Origin of the sequence: Pseudomonas sp. RG1 (assembly GCF_025910115.1) — a bacterium.
GTDB classification, from domain to species: Bacteria; Pseudomonadota; Gammaproteobacteria; order Pseudomonadales; family Pseudomonadaceae; genus Aquipseudomonas; species Aquipseudomonas atacamensis.
In genome coordinates this window covers 55,980-73,991 of the sequence record NZ_JAPCIK010000050.1, presented here as the reverse complement: position 1 = coordinate 73,991, position 18,012 = coordinate 55,980, and the positions used below count along the sequence as shown (strand labels likewise).

General features: G+C 62.5%; 21 protein-coding genes. 13 read left to right on the top strand and 8 right to left on the bottom strand.

Going from position 1 to position 18,012, the window contains the following annotated elements:
• Positions 1 to 46 precede the first annotated feature (46 nt).
• On the top strand, positions 47 to 406 hold the full coding sequence (locus tag OK411_RS24900; RefSeq protein WP_130902600.1) for a hypothetical protein: 360 nt from the start codon (positions 47 to 49) through the stop codon (positions 404 to 406).
• A 4-nt stretch (positions 407 to 410) separates the two neighbouring features.
• Here OK411_RS24900 and trxA read toward each other — a convergent pair whose 3' ends face one another.
• The 3 genes from trxA to OK411_RS24885 form a co-directional block, all read right to left on the bottom strand.
• On the bottom strand, positions 411 to 1,283 hold the full coding sequence (gene trxA / locus OK411_RS24895; protein WP_016772977.1) for a thioredoxin: 873 nt from the start codon (positions 1,281 to 1,283) through the stop codon (positions 411 to 413).
• A gap of 181 nt (positions 1,284 to 1,464) precedes the next feature.
• Positions 1,465 to 2,121: a class I SAM-dependent methyltransferase gene (locus tag OK411_RS24890; protein WP_024014494.1), complete on the bottom strand. Its 657-nt coding sequence runs from the start codon at positions 2,119 to 2,121 to the stop codon at positions 1,465 to 1,467.
• Positions 2,118 to 2,582, bottom strand: a complete 465-nt coding sequence (locus OK411_RS24885; protein ID WP_071173724.1) for a YbaY family lipoprotein — start codon at positions 2,580 to 2,582, stop codon at positions 2,118 to 2,120. The genes OK411_RS24890 and OK411_RS24885 overlap by 4 nt, the downstream gene beginning before the upstream one ends.
• A gap of 128 nt (positions 2,583 to 2,710) precedes the next feature.
• Between OK411_RS24885 and nrdR the strand changes: the two genes are divergently transcribed.
• The 12 genes from nrdR to OK411_RS24825 all read left to right on the top strand — a co-directional run bounded on the left by nrdR (position 2,711) and on the right by OK411_RS24825 (position 11,426).
• The gene (nrdR, locus tag OK411_RS24880; protein ID WP_007910946.1) at positions 2,711 to 3,175 is read left to right on the top strand and encodes a transcriptional regulator NrdR; all 465 of its coding nucleotides are present in this window, start codon (positions 2,711 to 2,713) and stop codon (positions 3,173 to 3,175) included.
• Entirely contained in the window at positions 3,172 to 4,305 is a 1,134-nt protein-coding gene (ribD, locus tag OK411_RS24875; RefSeq protein ID WP_264365832.1) for a bifunctional diaminohydroxyphosphoribosylaminopyrimidine deaminase/5-amino-6-(5-phosphoribosylamino)uracil reductase RibD, read from the top strand. The genes nrdR and ribD overlap by 4 nt, the downstream gene beginning before the upstream one ends.
• 47 nt (positions 4,306 to 4,352) lie before the next feature.
• On the top strand, positions 4,353 to 5,015 hold the full coding sequence (locus OK411_RS24870) for a riboflavin synthase (RefSeq protein ID WP_016772981.1): 663 nt from the start codon (positions 4,353 to 4,355) through the stop codon (positions 5,013 to 5,015).
• Between the two features lie 21 nt (positions 5,016 to 5,036).
• Entirely contained in the window at positions 5,037 to 6,128 is a 1,092-nt protein-coding gene (ribBA, locus tag OK411_RS24865; RefSeq protein WP_264365831.1) for a bifunctional 3,4-dihydroxy-2-butanone-4-phosphate synthase/GTP cyclohydrolase II, read from the top strand.
• A 90-nt stretch (positions 6,129 to 6,218) separates the two neighbouring features.
• Positions 6,219 to 6,695, top strand: a complete 477-nt coding sequence (gene ribE, locus OK411_RS24860; RefSeq protein ID WP_003228649.1) for a 6,7-dimethyl-8-ribityllumazine synthase — start codon at positions 6,219 to 6,221, stop codon at positions 6,693 to 6,695.
• Positions 6,692 to 7,192: a transcription antitermination factor NusB gene (gene nusB, locus OK411_RS24855; protein ID WP_024014489.1), complete on the top strand. Its 501-nt coding sequence runs from the start codon at positions 6,692 to 6,694 to the stop codon at positions 7,190 to 7,192. The genes ribE and nusB overlap by 4 nt, the downstream gene beginning before the upstream one ends.
• 27 nt (positions 7,193 to 7,219) lie before the next feature.
• On the top strand, positions 7,220 to 8,185 hold the full coding sequence (gene thiL / locus OK411_RS24850) for a thiamine-phosphate kinase (protein ID WP_110646078.1): 966 nt from the start codon (positions 7,220 to 7,222) through the stop codon (positions 8,183 to 8,185).
• Positions 8,182 to 8,685, top strand: a complete 504-nt coding sequence (locus tag OK411_RS24845) for a phosphatidylglycerophosphatase A (protein WP_039761886.1) — start codon at positions 8,182 to 8,184, stop codon at positions 8,683 to 8,685. Before thiL ends, OK411_RS24845 begins: the two co-directional genes overlap by 4 nt.
• 25 nt (positions 8,686 to 8,710) lie before the next feature.
• Positions 8,711 to 9,448 (top strand): substrate-binding periplasmic protein, encoded by a 738-nt coding sequence (locus tag OK411_RS24840; RefSeq protein WP_264365830.1) that lies wholly within the window; start codon positions 8,711 to 8,713, stop codon positions 9,446 to 9,448.
• Between the two features lie 144 nt (positions 9,449 to 9,592).
• On the top strand, positions 9,593 to 10,210 hold the full coding sequence (gene ribA / locus OK411_RS24835) for a GTP cyclohydrolase II (protein ID WP_024014485.1): 618 nt from the start codon (positions 9,593 to 9,595) through the stop codon (positions 10,208 to 10,210).
• Positions 10,207 to 10,626, top strand: coding sequence for an MFS transporter (locus OK411_RS24830; RefSeq protein ID WP_125918216.1), 420 nt, complete (start codon positions 10,207 to 10,209; stop codon positions 10,624 to 10,626). The genes ribA and OK411_RS24830 overlap by 4 nt, the downstream gene beginning before the upstream one ends.
• Positions 10,626 to 11,426: a cobalamin-binding protein gene (locus OK411_RS24825; protein WP_264365829.1), complete on the top strand. Its 801-nt coding sequence runs from the start codon at positions 10,626 to 10,628 to the stop codon at positions 11,424 to 11,426. Before OK411_RS24830 ends, OK411_RS24825 begins: the two co-directional genes overlap by 1 nt.
• Before the next feature lie 137 nt (positions 11,427 to 11,563).
• Here the strand turns inward: OK411_RS24825 and OK411_RS24820 are convergent, their stop codons facing one another.
• The 5 genes from OK411_RS24820 to OK411_RS24800 form a co-directional block, all read right to left on the bottom strand.
• Complete coding sequence (locus OK411_RS24820) at positions 11,564 to 13,447, bottom strand: TonB-dependent receptor domain-containing protein (protein WP_264365828.1); 1,884 nt, start codon at positions 13,445 to 13,447, stop codon at positions 11,564 to 11,566.
• 140 nt (positions 13,448 to 13,587) lie between these two features.
• Entirely contained in the window at positions 13,588 to 15,486 is a 1,899-nt protein-coding gene (dxs, locus tag OK411_RS24815) for a 1-deoxy-D-xylulose-5-phosphate synthase (protein WP_264365827.1), read from the bottom strand.
• Positions 15,487 to 15,577: 91 nt separating this feature from the next.
• Complete coding sequence (gene ispA, locus OK411_RS24810; protein ID WP_024014480.1) at positions 15,578 to 16,465, bottom strand: (2E,6E)-farnesyl diphosphate synthase; 888 nt, start codon at positions 16,463 to 16,465, stop codon at positions 15,578 to 15,580.
• On the bottom strand, positions 16,462 to 16,704 hold the full coding sequence (locus tag OK411_RS24805) for an exodeoxyribonuclease VII small subunit (RefSeq protein WP_016772991.1): 243 nt from the start codon (positions 16,702 to 16,704) through the stop codon (positions 16,462 to 16,464). The genes ispA and OK411_RS24805 overlap by 4 nt, the downstream gene beginning before the upstream one ends.
• A 105-nt stretch (positions 16,705 to 16,809) precedes the next feature.
• The gene (locus OK411_RS24800) at positions 16,810 to 17,943 is read right to left on the bottom strand and encodes a Fic family protein (protein ID WP_264365826.1); all 1,134 of its coding nucleotides are present in this window, start codon (positions 17,941 to 17,943) and stop codon (positions 16,810 to 16,812) included.
• Between the last annotated feature and the right edge of the window lie 69 nt (positions 17,944 to 18,012).

Below are 18,012 nucleotides of genomic sequence, written 5' to 3'. Positions count from 1 at the left end.
AGTCCCGTGGGAGCATGCAGGTCAGAAAAATGCAGGAGCGAACTTGATGTTGCGGATACGCGGAACGGTCGGCGAGGTGCCGGTGGATTTGACGGTGGAGCTGGATGACAGCGATTGGGCGAGGCTCGGTTCGGCGCTAAGCGGGCAGGCGCCGATTGCGCAGTCTGAGGCAGTGGCGTCGGCCCCGGCGGCGAAGCCGGTGAATCAGGATGATGCGCTGTGGCAGGTGGCCAAAGACGTGTTGCGCAACGCCGGGCAACTTAGCGGGCCGGATCTGCTCGATCAGTTGGAGGCGCTCACCGGCAGTGCGGCAGCGGGCAAGCGTTTGCTCGTGCGTTTGCGCCACAGTGCCGATGTGAAAGTGGCGAGCGGCGGGGATACGCCGCTCTATAGCTGGATCGGGTGAGGCCTTAATACAGCGCCGCAAACACTTTGCGACGGTAAGCCGTCACCAACGGATGATCATTGCCCAGCAGCTCGAACACCTGCAGCAAGGTCTTGTGCGGCAAGCCTTCGCCGTAGCTGCGGTTGCGGATGAACAATTTGAGCAAGGCGTCCAGCGCCGCTTCGTATTGCTGGCGCGCCAGTTGCTGGATCGCCAGTTGGTACACCGCTTCATCGTCCTGTGGATTTTGCGCCAGGCGGCTTTTCAGGTCGGCGGCGTCCGGCAGGTCGCGGGCGAGGCCGAGGAACTGGATCTGCGCCTTGGCCCCGGCGAGTGCGGCTTTGTGCTCATCGCTCTTGACCGCGTCGAGCACGGTTTGCGCTTCGCCCAGCTCACCGCGCTCGGTCAGGCAGCGTGCGTAAAGGATCAGCGCTTTGGCGTTGGTATTGTCTTCATTGAGAATGGTCACCAGCACCGCTTCCGCCTCGGCGAAGTGGCCTTCGTCGAACATCGCCTGAGCCTGTTCGAACGGGTCGGCAGCGGCCGGTGGCGGCATCTGCACATGCGGTTCCAGCAGCGCGCGCACGGCGGATTCCGGTTGTGCCCCGGCAAAGCCGTCGACCGGCTGACCGTCCTTGAACAGCACCACGGTCGGCAGGCTGCGAATGCCAAAGCGGGCGACGATGTCCTGCTCGATGTCGCAGTTGACCTTGGCCAGCAGCAACTCGCCCTGATAGCTCTCGGCAATGCCCTGCAGCATCGGCATCAACGCCTTGCACGGCGCACACCATTCGGCCCAGAAATCCACCAGCACCGGTTTGTTGAAGGAGGCTTCGATCACCGACTGGTCGAAATCGGCAGTCGTGGCGTCGAAGATGTACGGCGTTTGCTGACTCATGGGGGATCTCGTCAAAGCGTGGATGGGCTCACTATAAAGCTTCGCGAGGGGCTGCTGAAAGCTGTAACACTGATCGTTCCCATGCTCCGCGTGGGAATGCCTCCGGTGACGCTCTGCGTTACGCCGTACGAAGGGACGCGGAGCGTCCCGGGCTGCATTCCCACGCAGAGCGTGGGAACGATCATGCGCGGGTGGCGTGGTAAAGGCTCACATGCCGAAACTCTTCCGGCTCGGCCAGATCCGGCAAGGTCATCGCCTCGAGCATTTCAATTCGCTCATACAACGGATGACGAAAATCCCGCACCCGTGAATCCGCCACCAGCGCTTCGCGTCCGCGAGTGAGAAACGCGTCGAGCAGCGGCAGGTTGGCCCGGTCATACAACACGTCCGCCACCAGAATCAGATCGAAGCGATCGGCCTCGGCAAAGAAATCCGTCGAGTAGCTCATCTGCACATCGTTGAGCTCGGCGTTCGCCTTGCACGCGGCGATCGCCAACGGATCGAGATCGCAGGCCACCACTTCCAGCGCCCCGGCCTTGACCGCTGCGATGCCGGCGATCCCGGAACCGGCGCCGAAATCCAGCACGCGCTTGCCGCGCACCCAGTCGGGAAACTGTGCCAGATAACGCGCCACGGCCAAGCCGCTGGCCCAGCAAAAGCTCCAATAGGGCGGTTCATGCAGGATGCGCTGGGTTTCTTCCTGGCTGAATTCGCGGGCCATGTTGTCGCCATCGATCAGCCACAGCTGCAAATCGGTGCCCGGCAACGCACAGGCTTTCAGTCTGGCGTCGCCGAGCAATTCCCCCAAGGCCTGTTGCAGGTCGAGCGGTGCTGTCATGGCGCTTTGACGAATTGCAGCTGGCCCAAAGCCTGAGTGGTCGGTTGAGTGATGGTCTGCGACGGCAGGTGCAGAATCAGTTGCCCGGACTGGCTGGCGCGACCGCGCAGCTCAACCCGTGCGCCGGCCGGAAATGCCTCGGGGTTGAAGCGCAGATGAAACGGCAGGATCTGGTTGTTGCCGATCAGGCTGGAACTGGCGAGCAATTGTTGCGGGCGGTCCTTTTCATCAATCACCAGCAGCGCCAATTCGACTTCGGCGCCGGTTGGCACGCCTTGCAGGGTGCCGCTCAATTCGCGCTGATGGGCTGGCAGCGGGCCGAGTTCGGCGGCCTCTTTGGCTTTTTTCTGCGCCTGTTGCGGCGCGGGGCCCGGCGTCGGCGGTTGCGGCTTGGGTGCGTCGCTGCCACAGGCCACCAGCAGGCTGAAAAGACTGAGCAGAACAAGCGGACGTAACGGCATTGGAGGCTCCGGCAGAATGAATTCCATGGATCAGACGATCATGCCGTTCTGTATACCGCAAAGCCTATGGCTTGTCTTGCCACGGGGATGCGCTACCATGGCCCTCCCATTTTTTGTTGCCAGCCACCATGCACTGTCCCTTCTGCGGTGCCAACGACACCAAGGTCATCGACTCGCGTCTGGTCGCCGAGGGCGAACAGGTGCGCCGCCGGCGTGAATGCCTGGCCTGCGGCGAACGTTTCACGACGTTCGAGACGGCCGAACTGGTGTTGCCGCGCCTGATCAAAACCGACGGCAGCCGCCAACCGTTCGACGAAGAAAAACTCCGCGCCGGCATGCAACGCGCGCTGGAGAAACGTCCGGTCAGCGTCGAGCGCCTCGAATCCTCTCTGGTCCATATCAAGCACAAGCTGCGCGCCACCGGCGAACGCGAGGTCAAATCCCTCGTGGTCGGCGAGCTGGTGATGGCCGAGCTGCAAAAGCTTGATGAAGTCGCCTATATCCGTTTTGCCTCGGTGTACAAGCGCTTCCAGGACCTCAATGAATTCCGCGAAGAGATCGACCGCCTCGCCCGCGAACCGGTGAAAGAATGACCACCGCCGCCGAGCAGGCGATCCTCGACGCGCATTTCATGGCCCGCGCGCTGGAACTGGCGCGCAAAGGCCACTACACCACCCATCCCAATCCGCGAGTCGGTTGCGTGGTGGTGCGTGACGGCCAGATTGTCGGCGAAGGCTGGCATGAGCGCGCCGGCGAACCCCATGCCGAAGTCCACGCCCTGCGCGCCGCTGGCGAGCAGGCCCGGGGCGCAACGGCTTATGTGACCCTCGAACCTTGCAGCCACCACGGGCGCACGCCGCCGTGTGCCGATGCCTTGGTGACCGCTGGCGTTGCCCGGGTCGTGGCGGCGATGCGTGATCCCAATCCGCAAGTCGCCGGGCGCGGTTTGCAGCGCCTGGCCGAGGCCGGTATCGCCACTGAAAGTGGTGTGCTGGAGGGCGAAGCACGCAAGCTCAATCAAGGTTTTCTGAAACGCATGGAGCATGGCTTGCCATTCGTGCGGGTCAAGCTGGCCATGAGCCTCGACGGTCGCACAGCGATGGAAAGCGGCGAGAGCCAATGGATCACCGGCCCGGCGGCGCGTTCAGCGGTACAGCGTTTGCGCGCTGAGGCGGCAGTAGTGCTGACCGGCGCCGACACGGTGCTGGCCGATGGCGCACGCTTGACCGTGCGCGCGGACGAACTCGGTCTGGACAGTGAGCAAACCGCGCTGGCCATGAGTCGCCCGCCATTGCGCGTGTTGATCGACGGCCGCCTGCGGGTGCCGCTGGATGCGCCGTTCTTCAAGGCCGGGCCGGCGCTGGTCGCCACCTGTGTCGCGGTCGAGGAGCAATATGCCAATGGCCCGGAATGCCTGATCGTGCCGGGTGACGACGGCCAGGTCGATCTGCATCAATTGCTCATCGAACTGGCCAGCCGTGGCACCAACGAGGTGCTGGTCGAGGCCGGGCCGCGTCTGGCCGGCGCCTTTGCGCAACTGGGGCTGGTCGACGAATTCGTAATCTTCATTGCCGGCAAATTCCTCGGCTCCACGGCGCGTCCGCTGCTCGACTGGCCGCTGGCGCAGATGAAAGATGCGCCGGAACTGAAAATCACTGAAATCCGAGCGGTGGGCGATGACTGGCGGGTCACTTCGATCCCTGTCCCTTCAGCCCGCGTATAATTCCCGGCCATTGCGTTAGCGCTGGCCTCGTTCTCAAGGAGAACCCCATGTTCACCGGCATCATCGAATCCATCGGCAGTATCCGCGCACTGACCCCAAAGGGCGGTGATGTGCGGGTGCACGTCGCAACCGGCAAGCTCGATCTGAGTGACGTCAAACTCGGCGACAGCATCGCGGTCAACGGCGTTTGCCTGACCGCCGTCGAGTTGCCGGGCGACGGCTTTGCCGCCGACGTCAGCCGCGAAACCCTCGATTGCACCGCCATGAATGACCTGAAAAGCGGCAGCCCGGTCAATCTGGAAAAAGCCCTGACCCCGACCACTCGCCTCGGCGGGCATCTGGTCAGCGGTCATGTCGATGGTGTTGGCGAAGTGGTATCGCGTAGCGACAATGCCCGCGCCGTGGAATTTCGCATCCGCGCGCCGAAGGAACTGGCCAAGTACATCGCCCACAAAGGCTCGATCACCGTCGACGGCACCAGCCTGACCGTGAACGAAGTCGATGGCGCCGAATTCATGCTGACGATCATTCCGCACACCCTCAGCGAAACCATCATGGCTTCATACAAGCCGGGCCGCCGGGTGAATCTGGAAGTCGACCTGCTGGCGCGTTATCTGGAGCGTCTGCTGCTGGGCGACAAGGCCGCCGAGAAGACCGCCGGCAGCACCATCACCGAAAGCTTTCTGGCCCAAAACGGCTACCTCAAATAATTCAAAAGAAGGGGGTGCCTTGTGGCGCTCAATAGCATCGAAGAACTGGTTGAAGACATCCGCCAAGGCAAGATGGTCATCCTCATGGATGACGAAGACCGCGAGAACGAAGGCGACCTGATCATGGCCGCCGAATGCTGCCAGGCCGAACACATCAACTTCATGGCCAAGCACGCCCGTGGCCTGATCTGCATGCCGATGAGCCGCGAGCGCTGCGAACTGTTGAAGCTGCCCCTGATGGCGCCGCGCAACGGTTCCGGTTTCGGCACCAAGTTCACCGTTTCGATCGAAGCTGCCGAAGGCGTGACCACCGGCATCTCCTCCGCTGACCGTGCGCGCACCGTGCAAGCGGCTGCCGCCAAAGACGCCAAGGCTGAAGATATCGTCAGCCCGGGCCACATTTTCCCGCTGATGGCCCAGGCCGGCGGCACCCTCGCTCGCGCCGGCCACACCGAAGCCGCTTGCGACCTGGCGCGCATGGCCGGTTTCGAGCCGAGCGGAGTGATCTGCGAAGTGATGAACGACGACGGCACCATGTCCCGTCGCGCTGAACTCGAAGCATTCGCCGCCGAACACAACATCAAGATCGGCACCATCGCCGACCTGATCCACTACCGGATGATCCACGAACGTACCGTTCAGCGGATTGCCGAGCAGCCGCTGGACAGCGAACTGGGCCAATTCAACCTGGTGACCTATCGTGATTCGGTGGAAGGCGACGTGCACATGGCCCTGACGCTGGGCACTGTCTGCGCTGAAGAACCGACGCTGGTTCGCGTGCACAACATGGACCCGCTGCGCGATCTGCTGATGGTCAAGCAACCGGGCCGCTGGAGCCTGCGCGCCGCCATGGCTGCGGTCGCCGAGGCTGGCAGCGGTGTGGTGCTGCTGCTCGGTCACCCGCTCGATGGCGACGTGCTGCTGGCGCATATCCGTGAAACCGGTGAGCAGGCAGCGCCGAAAAAACCGACCACCTACAGCATTGTCGGTGCCGGTTCGCAGATCCTGCGTGACCTCGGCGTGCGCAAAATGCGCTTGATGTCGGCACCAATGAAATTCAATGCGATATCCGGTTTCGATCTGGAAGTTGTAGAATACGTGCCCTCCGAATAATGACCGGCTGTTTCCGGACTCCGATTCGCGGCAAATAATCACTGAGGGACGCGTAGCAGACGCGTCCCGGCTCTTTAAGAGAACTGACGAATGACCCTGAAGACCATCGAAGGTACCTTCATCGCCCCCAAAGGCCGCTACGCTCTGGTAGTGGGCCGCTTCAACAGCTTCGTGGTTGAAAGCTTGGTCAGCGGTGCCGTTGATGCCCTGGTTCGCCACGGCGTGAGCGAAAGCGACATCACCATCATCCGCGCACCGGGCGCCTTCGAAATCCCGCTGGTTGCGCAGAAAGTTGCCCAGAAAGGCGAGTTCGCAGCCATCATCGCCCTTGGCGCGGTCATTCGTGGCGGTACTCCGCACTTCGAATACGTGGCTGGCGAGTGCACCAAAGGCCTGGCCCAGGTCTCCATGGAATTCGGCGTACCGGTCGCCTTCGGCGTGCTGACCGTCGACTCCATCGAGCAAGCCATCGAACGTTCCGGCACCAAGGCCGGTAACAAAGGTGCCGAAGCTGCCCTGTCCGCTCTGGAAATGGTCAGCCTGCTGGCGCAGTTGGAGGCCAAGTGATTAGCGACGAAAGCGATCGTTTCAACCCACGCGATCCGAAACCTGCGGATGCCGGCAAGCCGTCGAAGAGCGCCAAGCGTCGCGAAGCCCGTCAGCTCGCGACCCAGGCGCTGTACCAGTGGCACATGGCTCGGCAATCGCTGAACGAGATCGAAGCGCAGTTTCGCGTTGATAACGATTTCACCGATGTCGACGGTGCCTACTTCCGTGAAATCCTTCACGGGGTTCCGCAGTTCAAGACCGAAATCGACACTGCCTTGACGCCTTGCCTGGATCTGGCGATCGAAGAGCTCGACCCGGTTGAACTGGCGGTTCTGCGCCTGTCGACCTGGGAACTGCTCAAGCGCGTCGACGTGCCATACCGCGTTGTGATCAACGAAGGTATCGAGCTGGCCAAGGTGTTCGGTTCGACCGACGGCCACAAGTTCGTCAACGGCGTGCTCGACAAGCTGGCCCCGCGCCTGCGTGAAGCTGAAGTGAAGGCGTTCAAGCGCTGATCGGCGCTTGAATACTTTTTCTCGGCCATGGGCGAGTTTGAGCTGATCCGCAATTTCTTCGCCGCCGCGCCTTGTGCGCAGGGCGGCGAAGGCGTTGCTCTGGGGATCGGCGACGACTGCGCCTTGCTGGCGGTTCCCGCTGGGGAACAGTTGGCGGTTTCTACCGATACGCTGGTGGCCGGTGTGCATTTCGCCGACCCCTGCGATCCGTTTCTGCTCGGTCAGCGCTCGCTGGCCGTCGCGGTCAGTGACCTGGCCGCCATGGGCGCCGCGCCCGTTGCCTTTACCCTTGCCCTGACCTTGCCGACGGTGACTGCCGATTGGCTGCAAGCCTATGCCCGGGGTTTGAACCGCATGGCGCAAAGCTGCGGCGTCGCGCTGGTCGGCGGCGATACCACGCGCGGACCGTTGAGCCTGACGGTCACCGTGTTCGGCCGCGTACCCGCTGGCCAGGCCTTGACCCGCAGCGGTGCGCAGGCCGGTGATCTGCTCTGCGTCGGCGGCGAACTGGGCAATGCCGCCGGCGCCTTGCCGCTGGTATTGGCCCAACGTGATGCCGAAGCGCATATCGCCCAGCCGCTGCTCGAGCATTACTGGTCGCCGCAGCCGCAACTGGCCCTCGGTCAGGCGCTGCGCGGCAAGGCTACGGCGGCGCTGGACATCTCCGATGGCCTGCTCGCCGATTGCGGGCATATCGCGCTGGCGTCGAAGGTGCGACTTGAGATTGAACGCGAGCGTGTACCGTTGTCGGATGCTTTAGTCGCGTTTCTCGGTCAGCGCGGTGCCGAGCGCGCGGCATTGAGCGGTGGTGATGATTACGTACTGGCCTTCACCTTGCCGTCCGCCGAGTTGCCGGCACTGTTGGCCGACGGCTGGCCGATCCATGTGATCGGGCGAGTGCTGCCGGGCCAGGGCGTGCTGCTGCTGGACCGCGACGGGCACGACATCACTCCGCAGATTCGCGGCTACCAACATTTTCAGGAGACACCGTGACAGATCACCCGAAACAGGTCCCTGCCGAATTCGTGCCTCCCTCGGTCTGGCGCAATCCGTGGCATTTCCTCGCGTTCGGCTTCGGCTCCGGCACCTTGCCAAAAGCGCCGGGCACGTGGGGCTCGCTGGTGGCGCTGCCGTTCATTCCGCTGTGGCAGATGCTGCCCGACTGGGGTTACTGGCTGATGCTCGGCATCACCATGCTGTTCGGCTTCTGGCTGTGCGGCAAAGTCGCTGACGATTTGCGCGTGCACGACCACGAAGGCATCGTCTGGGACGAAATGGTCGGCATGTGGATCACCCTGTGGCTGGTGCCGGAAGGCTGGTACTGGTTGCTCGCGGGTTTTCTGGTGTTCCGCTTCTTCGATATTCTCAAGCCGTGGCCGATCCGCTGGATCGACAAGCATGTGCATGGCGGCGTCGGCATCATGCTCGACGACGTGCTGGCCGGTGTGTTCGCCTGGCTGGCGATGCAAGGGCTGGTCTGGGTATTCGCCTGATTCGACTCACGTGAGGAAACACGCAATGCTGCGACGCGGGTTGGCGCTGCTGCTTCTGGCTCTGCTGGGCACGTTCGCCCATGCGCAGGCCGCCGCGCCTGTGCCTGGGGTGATCCATCTGGCCAGCGAAGACTGGGAGGATTACACCGCCGCCGATGGTCACGGTCTGGCCTGGGACGTGTTGCGCAAAGTGTTCGAGCCGGCCGGGGTCAAGCTGGATATCCGCACGGTGCCGTACACCCGTTCGATCGGGCTGGTGCAGTTGAAGGAAGTCGACGCGCTGGTCGGCTCCTACCGCGACGAAGCCGAGCACGTGCTGTACCCGCAATCGAAGTTCGATTCTGATCACATCTACGCGCTGGGCCTGGCGAGCAGCCCGCCGCCGACCCAGGCGACCTTGGGCAAATATCGTCTGGCCTGGGTGCGCGGCTATCGCTACGAGAACTACTTGCCGAACATCCAGCGTTTCAACCAGATCGAACGACGTACCGGCATTCTGCTGATGCTCAAGCAGGGCCGGGCGGATTACTACATCGATGCGCTGACCGAGATTGAAGCGGTCGTGCGCGATGCCGCGGATCCAGCGCAGTATCGCTATTCGCATCTGGCTGAGTTGCCGCTATTTCTCGGTTTCGCCGATACCCCACAGGCTCGCGCGTTGAAGGCGCTGTATGACCGGCGCATGGCGGAGCTGGTCAAGAGCGGAGAGTTGAAGCCGGTCTTCGAGAAGTGGCAGCAGCCGTATCCGTTTGATCCAAAATGATCACAGTGTCCTGTGGGAGCGCATGGCAGCTGTCATCAAACTTTTTGATGGTTATGCCCGATAATTCAGCCTAAGCGTCCACAGGAACCTGCTGTTACAATGCCCGCCTGCGAATTTTCAGTCTTCTAGATCAGGAGCACATCGGTGCCTGTCGTCTTCGTCGCCGCTTCCAAGCTGCCAACGCCTTTTGCGCAATTCACCATGCACGGCTTTCTCGATGAGAGCACCGGGCGTGAGCACGTCGTGCTGAGCCTCGGTGAAATTGCCGATGGCGCCCCGGTACTCGGTCGCCTGCATTCCGAATGCCTGACCGGCGATGCCTTGTTCAGCCAGCGTTGCGACTGCGGCTCGCAATTAGAGGCAGCTTTGCAGGCGATTGCGCGCGAAGGCCGTGGCGTGCTGCTGTATCTGCGTCAGGAAGGGCGCGGCATCGGTCTGCTGAACAAGATCCGTGCCTACGAGTTGCAGGACGGCGGCGCTGACACCGTGGAAGCCAACGAGCGTCTGGGCTTTGCTGCCGATCAGCGCGACTACGCCATGTGCCTGCCGATGCTCGAACACCTGGGCGTGAAATCCCTGCGCTTGATGACCAACAACCCGCGCAAGGTCAAGGCGCTGACGGACATGGGCATCGTCGTCGCCGAGCGCGTGCCGCTGCACACCGGGCACAATCCGCACAACAAACTCTACCTGGCGACCAAGGCCAGCAAGCTCGACCACATGATGGGCAACGAGCATCAGGGCGAGGTCGACCGCGCGTGACCCGCGGCCAGGTGCGGCGGCGGTTGGCGGTGGCCTGGTGGCAATACCTGGCGCTGGCCCTGTTGCCGCTGTTCGTGCTCAACGCGCTGTTCGGTGAAGGGCAGGGCCTGTTGCCAGTGCTGGCAATGCCTTTGTTCATCGCCGGCGTCGCCTCGATGTTTGTCAGCCTCAAGTATTTCGCCCGCTACAAACACGCGTTGATCGCCACGCAAAAAGCCCTCGATACCGCCGATGAACCCGCCGCCTGGATTGCCCTTGCGGCGCGTCGGCGTGCGGCGTTGCTGGTGGCGTCTTTGCCGGCCTGGATCGGCGCACTGGCGGTATTCGTCGGCCTCGAAGCCGTGCCGTTGATGTTGCTGGCGCTGTCCACCGCCGTGCTGTTCTATCTCTATCGTATTCCGCGTCAACTCGGCTGATGCATCGCCTGTGGCTGGCGGTTCTGCTGCTCGCCCTGAGCAGCCCGGCGCTGGCCGCACTGCGTGTGGTCAGCCTCGCCCCCTCGCTGTCTGAAATCGTCGTTGAACTGGATTCCGCTGACCTGCTGGTCGGCGTACTGGATGCGGGCGAGCGGCCGGCGGTGATAGCGGATGTTCCATCAGTGGGCCGCTACGGCCAGCTCGACATGGAGCGCTTGCTCAGCCTGAAACCGGATTTGCTGCTGCTCTGGCCCGGCAGCGTCGGCGCGGGGCAGCGTGATCAGCTCAAGCGCCTGAACATTCCAACCTTCGTCGCCGAGCCGCATACGTTGATGCAACTCGCGGCGCAGATCGAAGCCATTGCCGAACAGCTCGGGCGTCCTGAACGCGGGGCGCAACGAGCGGCCGAATTGCGTAAACAACTGGATGACCTTCGTCAGCGTTATCGTCGTGATGTGCCGCTGCGGGTGTTTTATCAAGTATGGGACAAGCCGCTTTACACCGTGGGGGGCGGGCAGATCATCAGCGATGCGCTTGAGGTGTGCGGCGCGCGCAATGTCTTCGCCGAGCTGAATCTGCCGGCACCGCAGGTGAGTATCGAGGCGGTATTGCAGCGTGATCCGGAAGTGATTGTCGCCGGTGATCAGGCGCAACTTGGCGCGTGGAAGGCCTGGCCGCAGGTGGCAGCAGTCAGGCAGGGGAGACTGTTATTGGTCACTGACAAAGGTCTGGAAAGGCCCAGTGGTCAGATGATCAGTGCGACCGCCAAACTCTGCCAATTGATCGCGCCGGATCGGTAGACCGCATCGCCTGTATTCGCGAGCAGGCTCGCTCCCACACTGGATTTGCGTTGAAAACAAACTGTGTGGCCGCACTCAGTCTACTGTGGGAGCGAGCCTGCTCGCGAAGAGGCCTGCCAACCAACACAAATCTCAGTTCAGAGTTCAGGAGTCCAGGTGACCCCAAATATCCACGCCCGACCTTCCTCGCGATAGCCATACTGCGCGCCGTCATAGCTGTAGTTCGCCCGGCTGTAGCCCTTGTCCAGCAAGTTATCCACCTTCAGATCCAGCTTGATCTCACGGTTCAGCGCCCAACTGCTGCGCAGCCCGAGCGTGCCGTAGCCACCCAGCGACTGGGTGTTGTTCAAGTCGTCGTAACTGCCGCTGACCAATTGCCAACTGGCGCCGAGTCCCAAGCGATCAAACTGCCGATCCACATCCCAACTGGCCGTGCGCCGCGCCCGTCGCGCCAGCGTATGCCCGGTATCGCGATCTCGCGGATCAATGATTGCCACGCCAAGATTGCTCTGCCAGCCAAACAGCTCCTGCTTCAACGCTGCTTCAAAACCGTTGATGCGCGCTGACGCAACGTTCTGCGGGCGGGAGTTGCTGCCGAAGATGATCGCGTCTTCCAGGTCGGTACGGTAAATCGAGGCTTCCAGCCGCGCACTGTCGCTCAACTGGCTGCGCCATTGCAGTTCGTAGCTTTTCGAAGTTTCCGGTTTCAGGTCGGGATTGCTGAAATCCGGGTAGTACAGGTCGTTGAAGGTCGGCGCGCGGAACCCTTCGCTGTAGCTCAGCAGCACGTCGTTGTCCGGGTTCAGCGGTAGGGTGAAAGTGCCGCTCCAGGTGTTCTGGCTGCCGAACTGCTGGTTGTCGTCGTGGCGCAGGCCGATCTCGGTAGAGAAGCTGTCGGCCTGGTAGCGATGCTGGATGAACGCGGCGCGATTCCAGCGGCTGTCCTCGTCAAACGCAGTGCTGCTGTTGACCCGGTCTTCGTACCAGTCACCACCGAGGATAAGGCTGTTGCGCGCGTCCAGCGTCAGGTCGTTCTGCCAGTTCACCGAGTCGCGATAGGTGTTGAACACCGTTCGCTCGTCGCTGAGCTTGTCGAAGGTCTTTTCGCGGTTTTCGCTGTGGCCGAATTCAATGCGGGTTTTCCAGGTTTCGTTGACCCGCGCATCGACATAACTGCTGAGGCTGCTGACATTGAAATCACTGTATGGCTGCTGTTGCACCGACTCGAAAGTGTCCATGTCGAAGCGGCCGAACGGGTTGTCGAATTCGCTCCTGCCACGGTTATCCAGCAGATTGGCGCCGACTTCGACGTCATCGGTCAGCGCGTGGCTGAGGCTCAGGCTCAGGGATTTGTTGCGATAGGCGTCATGGTCGCTGTCGCTTGGATACGACTCGTGGGTACGGTCGAGCCCGGCCGTTTCGTCGAGGCTGGCGCCGAGGTTGAAGCGGGTTTTCTCGTCGCCGCCGGACAAGCCGAGGCTGCGTTCCCATGTCTGCTGACTGCCAAAGCCCAGATGCAGGCGTGGTTGCAAGCCTTGCTCGGTGCCGCGCCGGGTGAAGATCTGGATCACCCCGCCAATCGCGTCGCTGCCGTAGATCACCGAACGCGAACCGCGCAGCACTTCAACGCGCTCGATCTGCTCGATGTTCAGATGCTGCAGGTTGCTGTCGCCGGAAGTCGAGTTGCCGATGCGCTGGCCATCGACCAGCACCAGGCTCTGCGCCGATTGCGTGCCGCGAATGTAGATCCCCGGCAGACTTCCGCGCCCGCCGGTCTGCGCCACTTGCACGCCGGGCACGCGCCGCAGCAGATCGGGCACGTCGCTTGGTTGCAGGCGATCGATGTCTTCGCGGGTGAACACGGTGTTGGCGGCGCTGCTGTTGTTGCGCGCCTCGACCTGACGATTGGCGCTGATCAGCGTGTCCGGCAGCTTCAGCGCCTGATCGCGTTCGAATGTATCGCCAAGGGCGCTGGCGGTTGGCAGCAGGAGGAAGGGCAGGGCGAGGCGCGAGAGGTTCATGGACAGTCCAACGGGAGTTTCAGGTGTACACAAATCAAATGTGGGAGCGAGCCTGCTCGCGAAGGCGGTGTATCAGTCAGTTCGTCTTTGACTGACAGTCCGCTTTCGCGAGCAGGCTCGCTCCCACAAGGGTATTGCGTTTATTGGGCGAGCAATGCCAGGCGCTGGCGAATCGACGCTTCGATCCCGGCCTCATCCAGCCCGCACTCGGCAAGCATCTGCGCCGGTTTCGCATGCTCGACGTAAATGTCCGGCAAGCCCAGATGCAGCATCGACTTGAGGATGTTCTCGCGGGCGAGGAATTCGCTGACCGCGCCACCGGCGCCGCCCATGATTGCGTTCTCTTCGATGGTCACCAGCAACTCGTGCCTAGCGGCGATCTCGCGTACCAGCGCTTCATCCAGCGGTTTGACGAAACGCATGTCGACCACGGTGGCATCGAGTTTCTCGGCGACTTTCAAGGCTTCGCTCAGTTGCACGCCGAACACCAGCATGGCGACCTTGCTGCCCTGACGACGGACGATGCCCTTGCCGATTTCGATCGGTTCGAGATCTTTTTCGATGATTGCATTCGGCCCGCTGCCGCGTGGGTAACGCACCGCCGCCGGGCCGTTGTAGAGGTGGCCGGTGGTGAGCATCTTGCGCAGTTCGTTTTCATCGCTCGGGGTCATGATGACCATGCCCGGGATGCAGCGCAGGTACGACAGGTCGTAGCTGCCAGCGTGGGTCGGGCCGTCTTCGCCGACCAGGCCGGCACGGTCGATGGCGAACAGCACGTCGAGGTTCTGCACCGCGACATCGTGTACCAGTTGGTCGTAACCGCGTTGCAGGAATGTCGAATAGATCGCCACCACCGGTTTCGCGCCTTCGCAGGCCATGCCGGCAGCGAAAGTGACCGCATGCTGCTCGGCAATCGCCACGTCGAAATAACGCTCGGGGAAGCGCTCGCTGAACGCCACCAGATCCGAGCCTTCCTTCATTGCCGGGGTAATTCCGACCAGACGAGCGTCAGCCGCAGCCATGTCACACAGCCACTCGCCAAACACCGCCGAATACTTCGGCCCGCTGGCGGCTTTCGGCGCAGCAGCGGGGGCGTCCAGTGGTTCGAGTTTGGTGATGGCGTGGTAACCGATCGGGTCGACTTCCGCCGGGGCGAAGCCTTTGCCTTTCTTTGTGACGATGTGCAGGAACTGCGGGCCTTTGAGATCGCGCATGTTGCGCAGCGTGGCGATCAAGGTGGGCAGATCGTGGCCGTCGATCGGGCCGATGTAGTTCCAGCCCAGCTCTTCGAACAGGGTGCCGGGGACCAGCATGCCCTTGGCATATTCTTCGGTGCGACGGGCGATTTCCCAGGCGCCGGGCAGGCGCGAAAGGACTTTCTTGCTGCCCTCGCGCATGCTCGCGTAGGTGCGGCTGGACAGGATCTTCGCCAGATAATTCGACAACCCGCCGACGTTGCGCGAGATCGACATATCGTTGTCGTTGAGGATCACCAGCATGTTGGCGTTGACTTCCGGCGCATGGTTCAGCGCCTCGAAAGCCATGCCGGCCGTCAGCGCACCGTCGCCGATCACGGCGATGGCCTTGCGATCGCTGTCCTGCAGACGGGCGGCAATGGCCATGCCCAGCGCAGCGCTGATCGAGGTGCTGGAGTGGCCGACGCCGAAGGTGTCGTACTCGCTCTCGGAGCGGCGCGGGAACGCGGCAATGCCGTCCTTCTGACGCAGGCTGGCCATGCGCTCGCGGCGACCGGTGAGGATCTTGTGCGGATACGCCTGATGCCCGACGTCCCACAGCAGACGGTCGTCCGGGGTGTCGAAGACGTAATGCAGCGCGATGGTCAGCTCGATCACGCCCAGGCCGGCACCGAAATGCCCACCGGTCTGGCCGACCGTGTAGAGCAATTCCAGGCGCAACTCATCGGCCAGGGTTTCCAGCTCGGCTTCACCTAACCGGCGCAGGCCGTCCGGCGTGTTCGCGCGGTCTAGCAGGGGCGTGGTCGGGCGCTTGCGGGGAATCTCATGAAACGTCGTGGGCATCAGGCGAATCGTTATAGGTATAAAAGATGCGGCAGTTTACCTGATGCATCGCCCCCTGCCCACGCGTTGGTCTTTTTTGGCCGATACGCCGTCAGTTGCGTCGCTCGACGATATACCGCGCCAGCTCGCGCAACGGCTCGGCGGCCGCGTCAAACGGTCGCAGCGCCTGCAGAGCCTGATCGCGCAGTTCCAGAGCGTAGGCCTTGGCGGCGTCGAGGCCGAGCAGCGCCGGGTAGGTTGGCTTGTCGCGGGCAATGTCGGCGCCCTGCCGTTTGCCGAGGGTCGCGGTATCGCTTTCCACGTCGAGGATGTCGTCCTGCACCTGAAAGGCCAGGCCGATGGCCTGTGCATAAGTCTGCAACGCCTGAAGCTGATCAGGCTGGGCGCGGCCGCTGGCCAGGGCACCAAGCTTGACGCTGACCTCAATCAGCGCGCCGGTCTTGTGCCGGTGCATCTGCTCGAGGGCCGTTTGATCGAGCTTGAGACCGACCGAACCGAGATCGATGGCTTGGCCGCCGACCATGCCCGCCGGACCGGCTGCATGGGCCAGCGCCGTGACCATCTGCAGACGGATGTCGCTGCTGCAATCGCTCAGGCGCGGATCGAGCAGGGCGCTGAAGGCCAGGCTCTGCAAGCCGTCACCGGCGAGGATCGCGCAGGCTTCGTCGAATTTCTTGTGGGTCGTCGGCTGGCCGCGACGCAGATCGTCATCGTCCATCGCCGGCAAATCGTCGTGCACCAGCGAGTAGGCGTGGATCAACTCGACCGCACACGCCGCGCCGCTGGCCTGTTCAGCCTTTGCGCCGAGGGCTTCGCACGCCGCGTAAGCCAGCAACGGGCGCACGCGCTTGCCGCCGTTCATCACGCTGTAGCGCATCGCTTCGTAGAGCCGCGCCAGTTCCGGCAGCGGCGCGTTGAACAGCGTTTCCAGCGCCGCGTTGACCCGGGCCTGACTGCTCGCCGAATACGCCGCGATCATTCTGGCTCATCCGCGTCGAAGGGTTCCTCGGCGAGCTCGCCATCGCGCTCCAGCAGCACCTGCACTTTCTGCTCGGCCTGGGCCAGCGCTGCCTGGCAGTCACGGGTCAGACCGATGCCCTGCTCGAAAGCGGTCAGCGAGTCTTCCAGCGACAATTCACCGTTCTCCAGACGCTCGACCAGTGTTTGCAGGTCGGCGAGGGATTGTTCGAAATCCAGTGCAGCTTTTTTGCGGGCCATGGCGGCAAATTCCGGTAGACGTTAAACCGGCGCGACACTAGCAGATAGGGGGGGTATGGGCAAATGAGCGGGCCGTCGCCAAGCCTCTCCATAACGGTCGGCGATTCAATCCGGATAGTTGATTTTGTAACGCGTACTGCGTCCGCCGCCCGGCAGGCGTTGCAGGCAGCCCTTGTCCAGCAACTCCGCCAGATGCCGCGTCGCGGTGGCTTTGGAAACTTTCGCAACCGCTTGATATTGCCCTGCGCTGAGGCCCTGTTCGAAACCGCGCTCACCGCCATCGAGCAAGCGATTGAGCACTTTGATCTGCTCCGCTGAAAGGTCGGATTCGCGGTGCGCCTGCCAGAAGCGAGTCTTGCCCAACACCGAATCTATCCGGGTGATGGCTTGCTGCAGGCTGCGCAGCAGTGTCTGCAAAAACCAGGTCAGCCATTCGGTGATATCGAGCGTGGCCTTTTGGCTCGACTCCAGAATCCGGTAATAACCGGCGCGATGCTCGAGAATGCTTGCGGACATCGCGTAGAAGCGGATCGCCTGCGCTTCGCCTTGAGCCAGCGCCAGATCGGTGATGGTGCGGGTCAGACGACCGTTGCCATCGTCGAAAGGGTGCAGAGTGACAAACCAGAAATGCGCGATGCCAGCGCGTAACAGCGGATCCAGCGAAACCTGATCGCGGCTGGCTTCGAACCAGCTCAAGAAACGCTCAATTTGCTGTTCCAGCCCTAGGCGCGGTGGCGCCTCAGAGTGAACCGTTGGTCGGTCGAGTCGTCCGGACACCACCTGCATCGGTTCGTCGCCGCGCAAGGTACCGACGAGTATTGGCCGCGCGCTGAACATCGCTTCCTCGGCGGGGAAAAGCCAGGTGTGCCATTCCAGCAATCGGGCCAGGGTCAGCGGCTCGTCGAAGCCATGGGTGGCATCGAGCATCAATTGCGCCAAGCCCTCGCTACGCTGGCTGACGCTATCGCGATCAACCCATTCCAGACCCAGGCGCCGGGCCAGAGAAGAGCGCACGGAGCCGACATTCAGTTGCTCACCTTCGATGGCGGAGGAGGTGACGATGTTCTGAAGCAACGCATCAAGCTCGCTCTGTGCGCTCATCGAATCGCCCACTGAGCCGGCCATTCCCAAGAGTCGGCCCTGCGTCTGCACGCACTCGCGCAGCAGCGGGGCGAGGCGCTCGGCTTGCCAGTTGAAGTCGGGCCAATCGGGTTGTTGCCAGATCCAGTGCGCGGTCATTGATCACCTGTCATAGAAGCGTGAGCCGAATAAAAACGCTATTCGGCTCATTTGGTGAGCCGAATATGC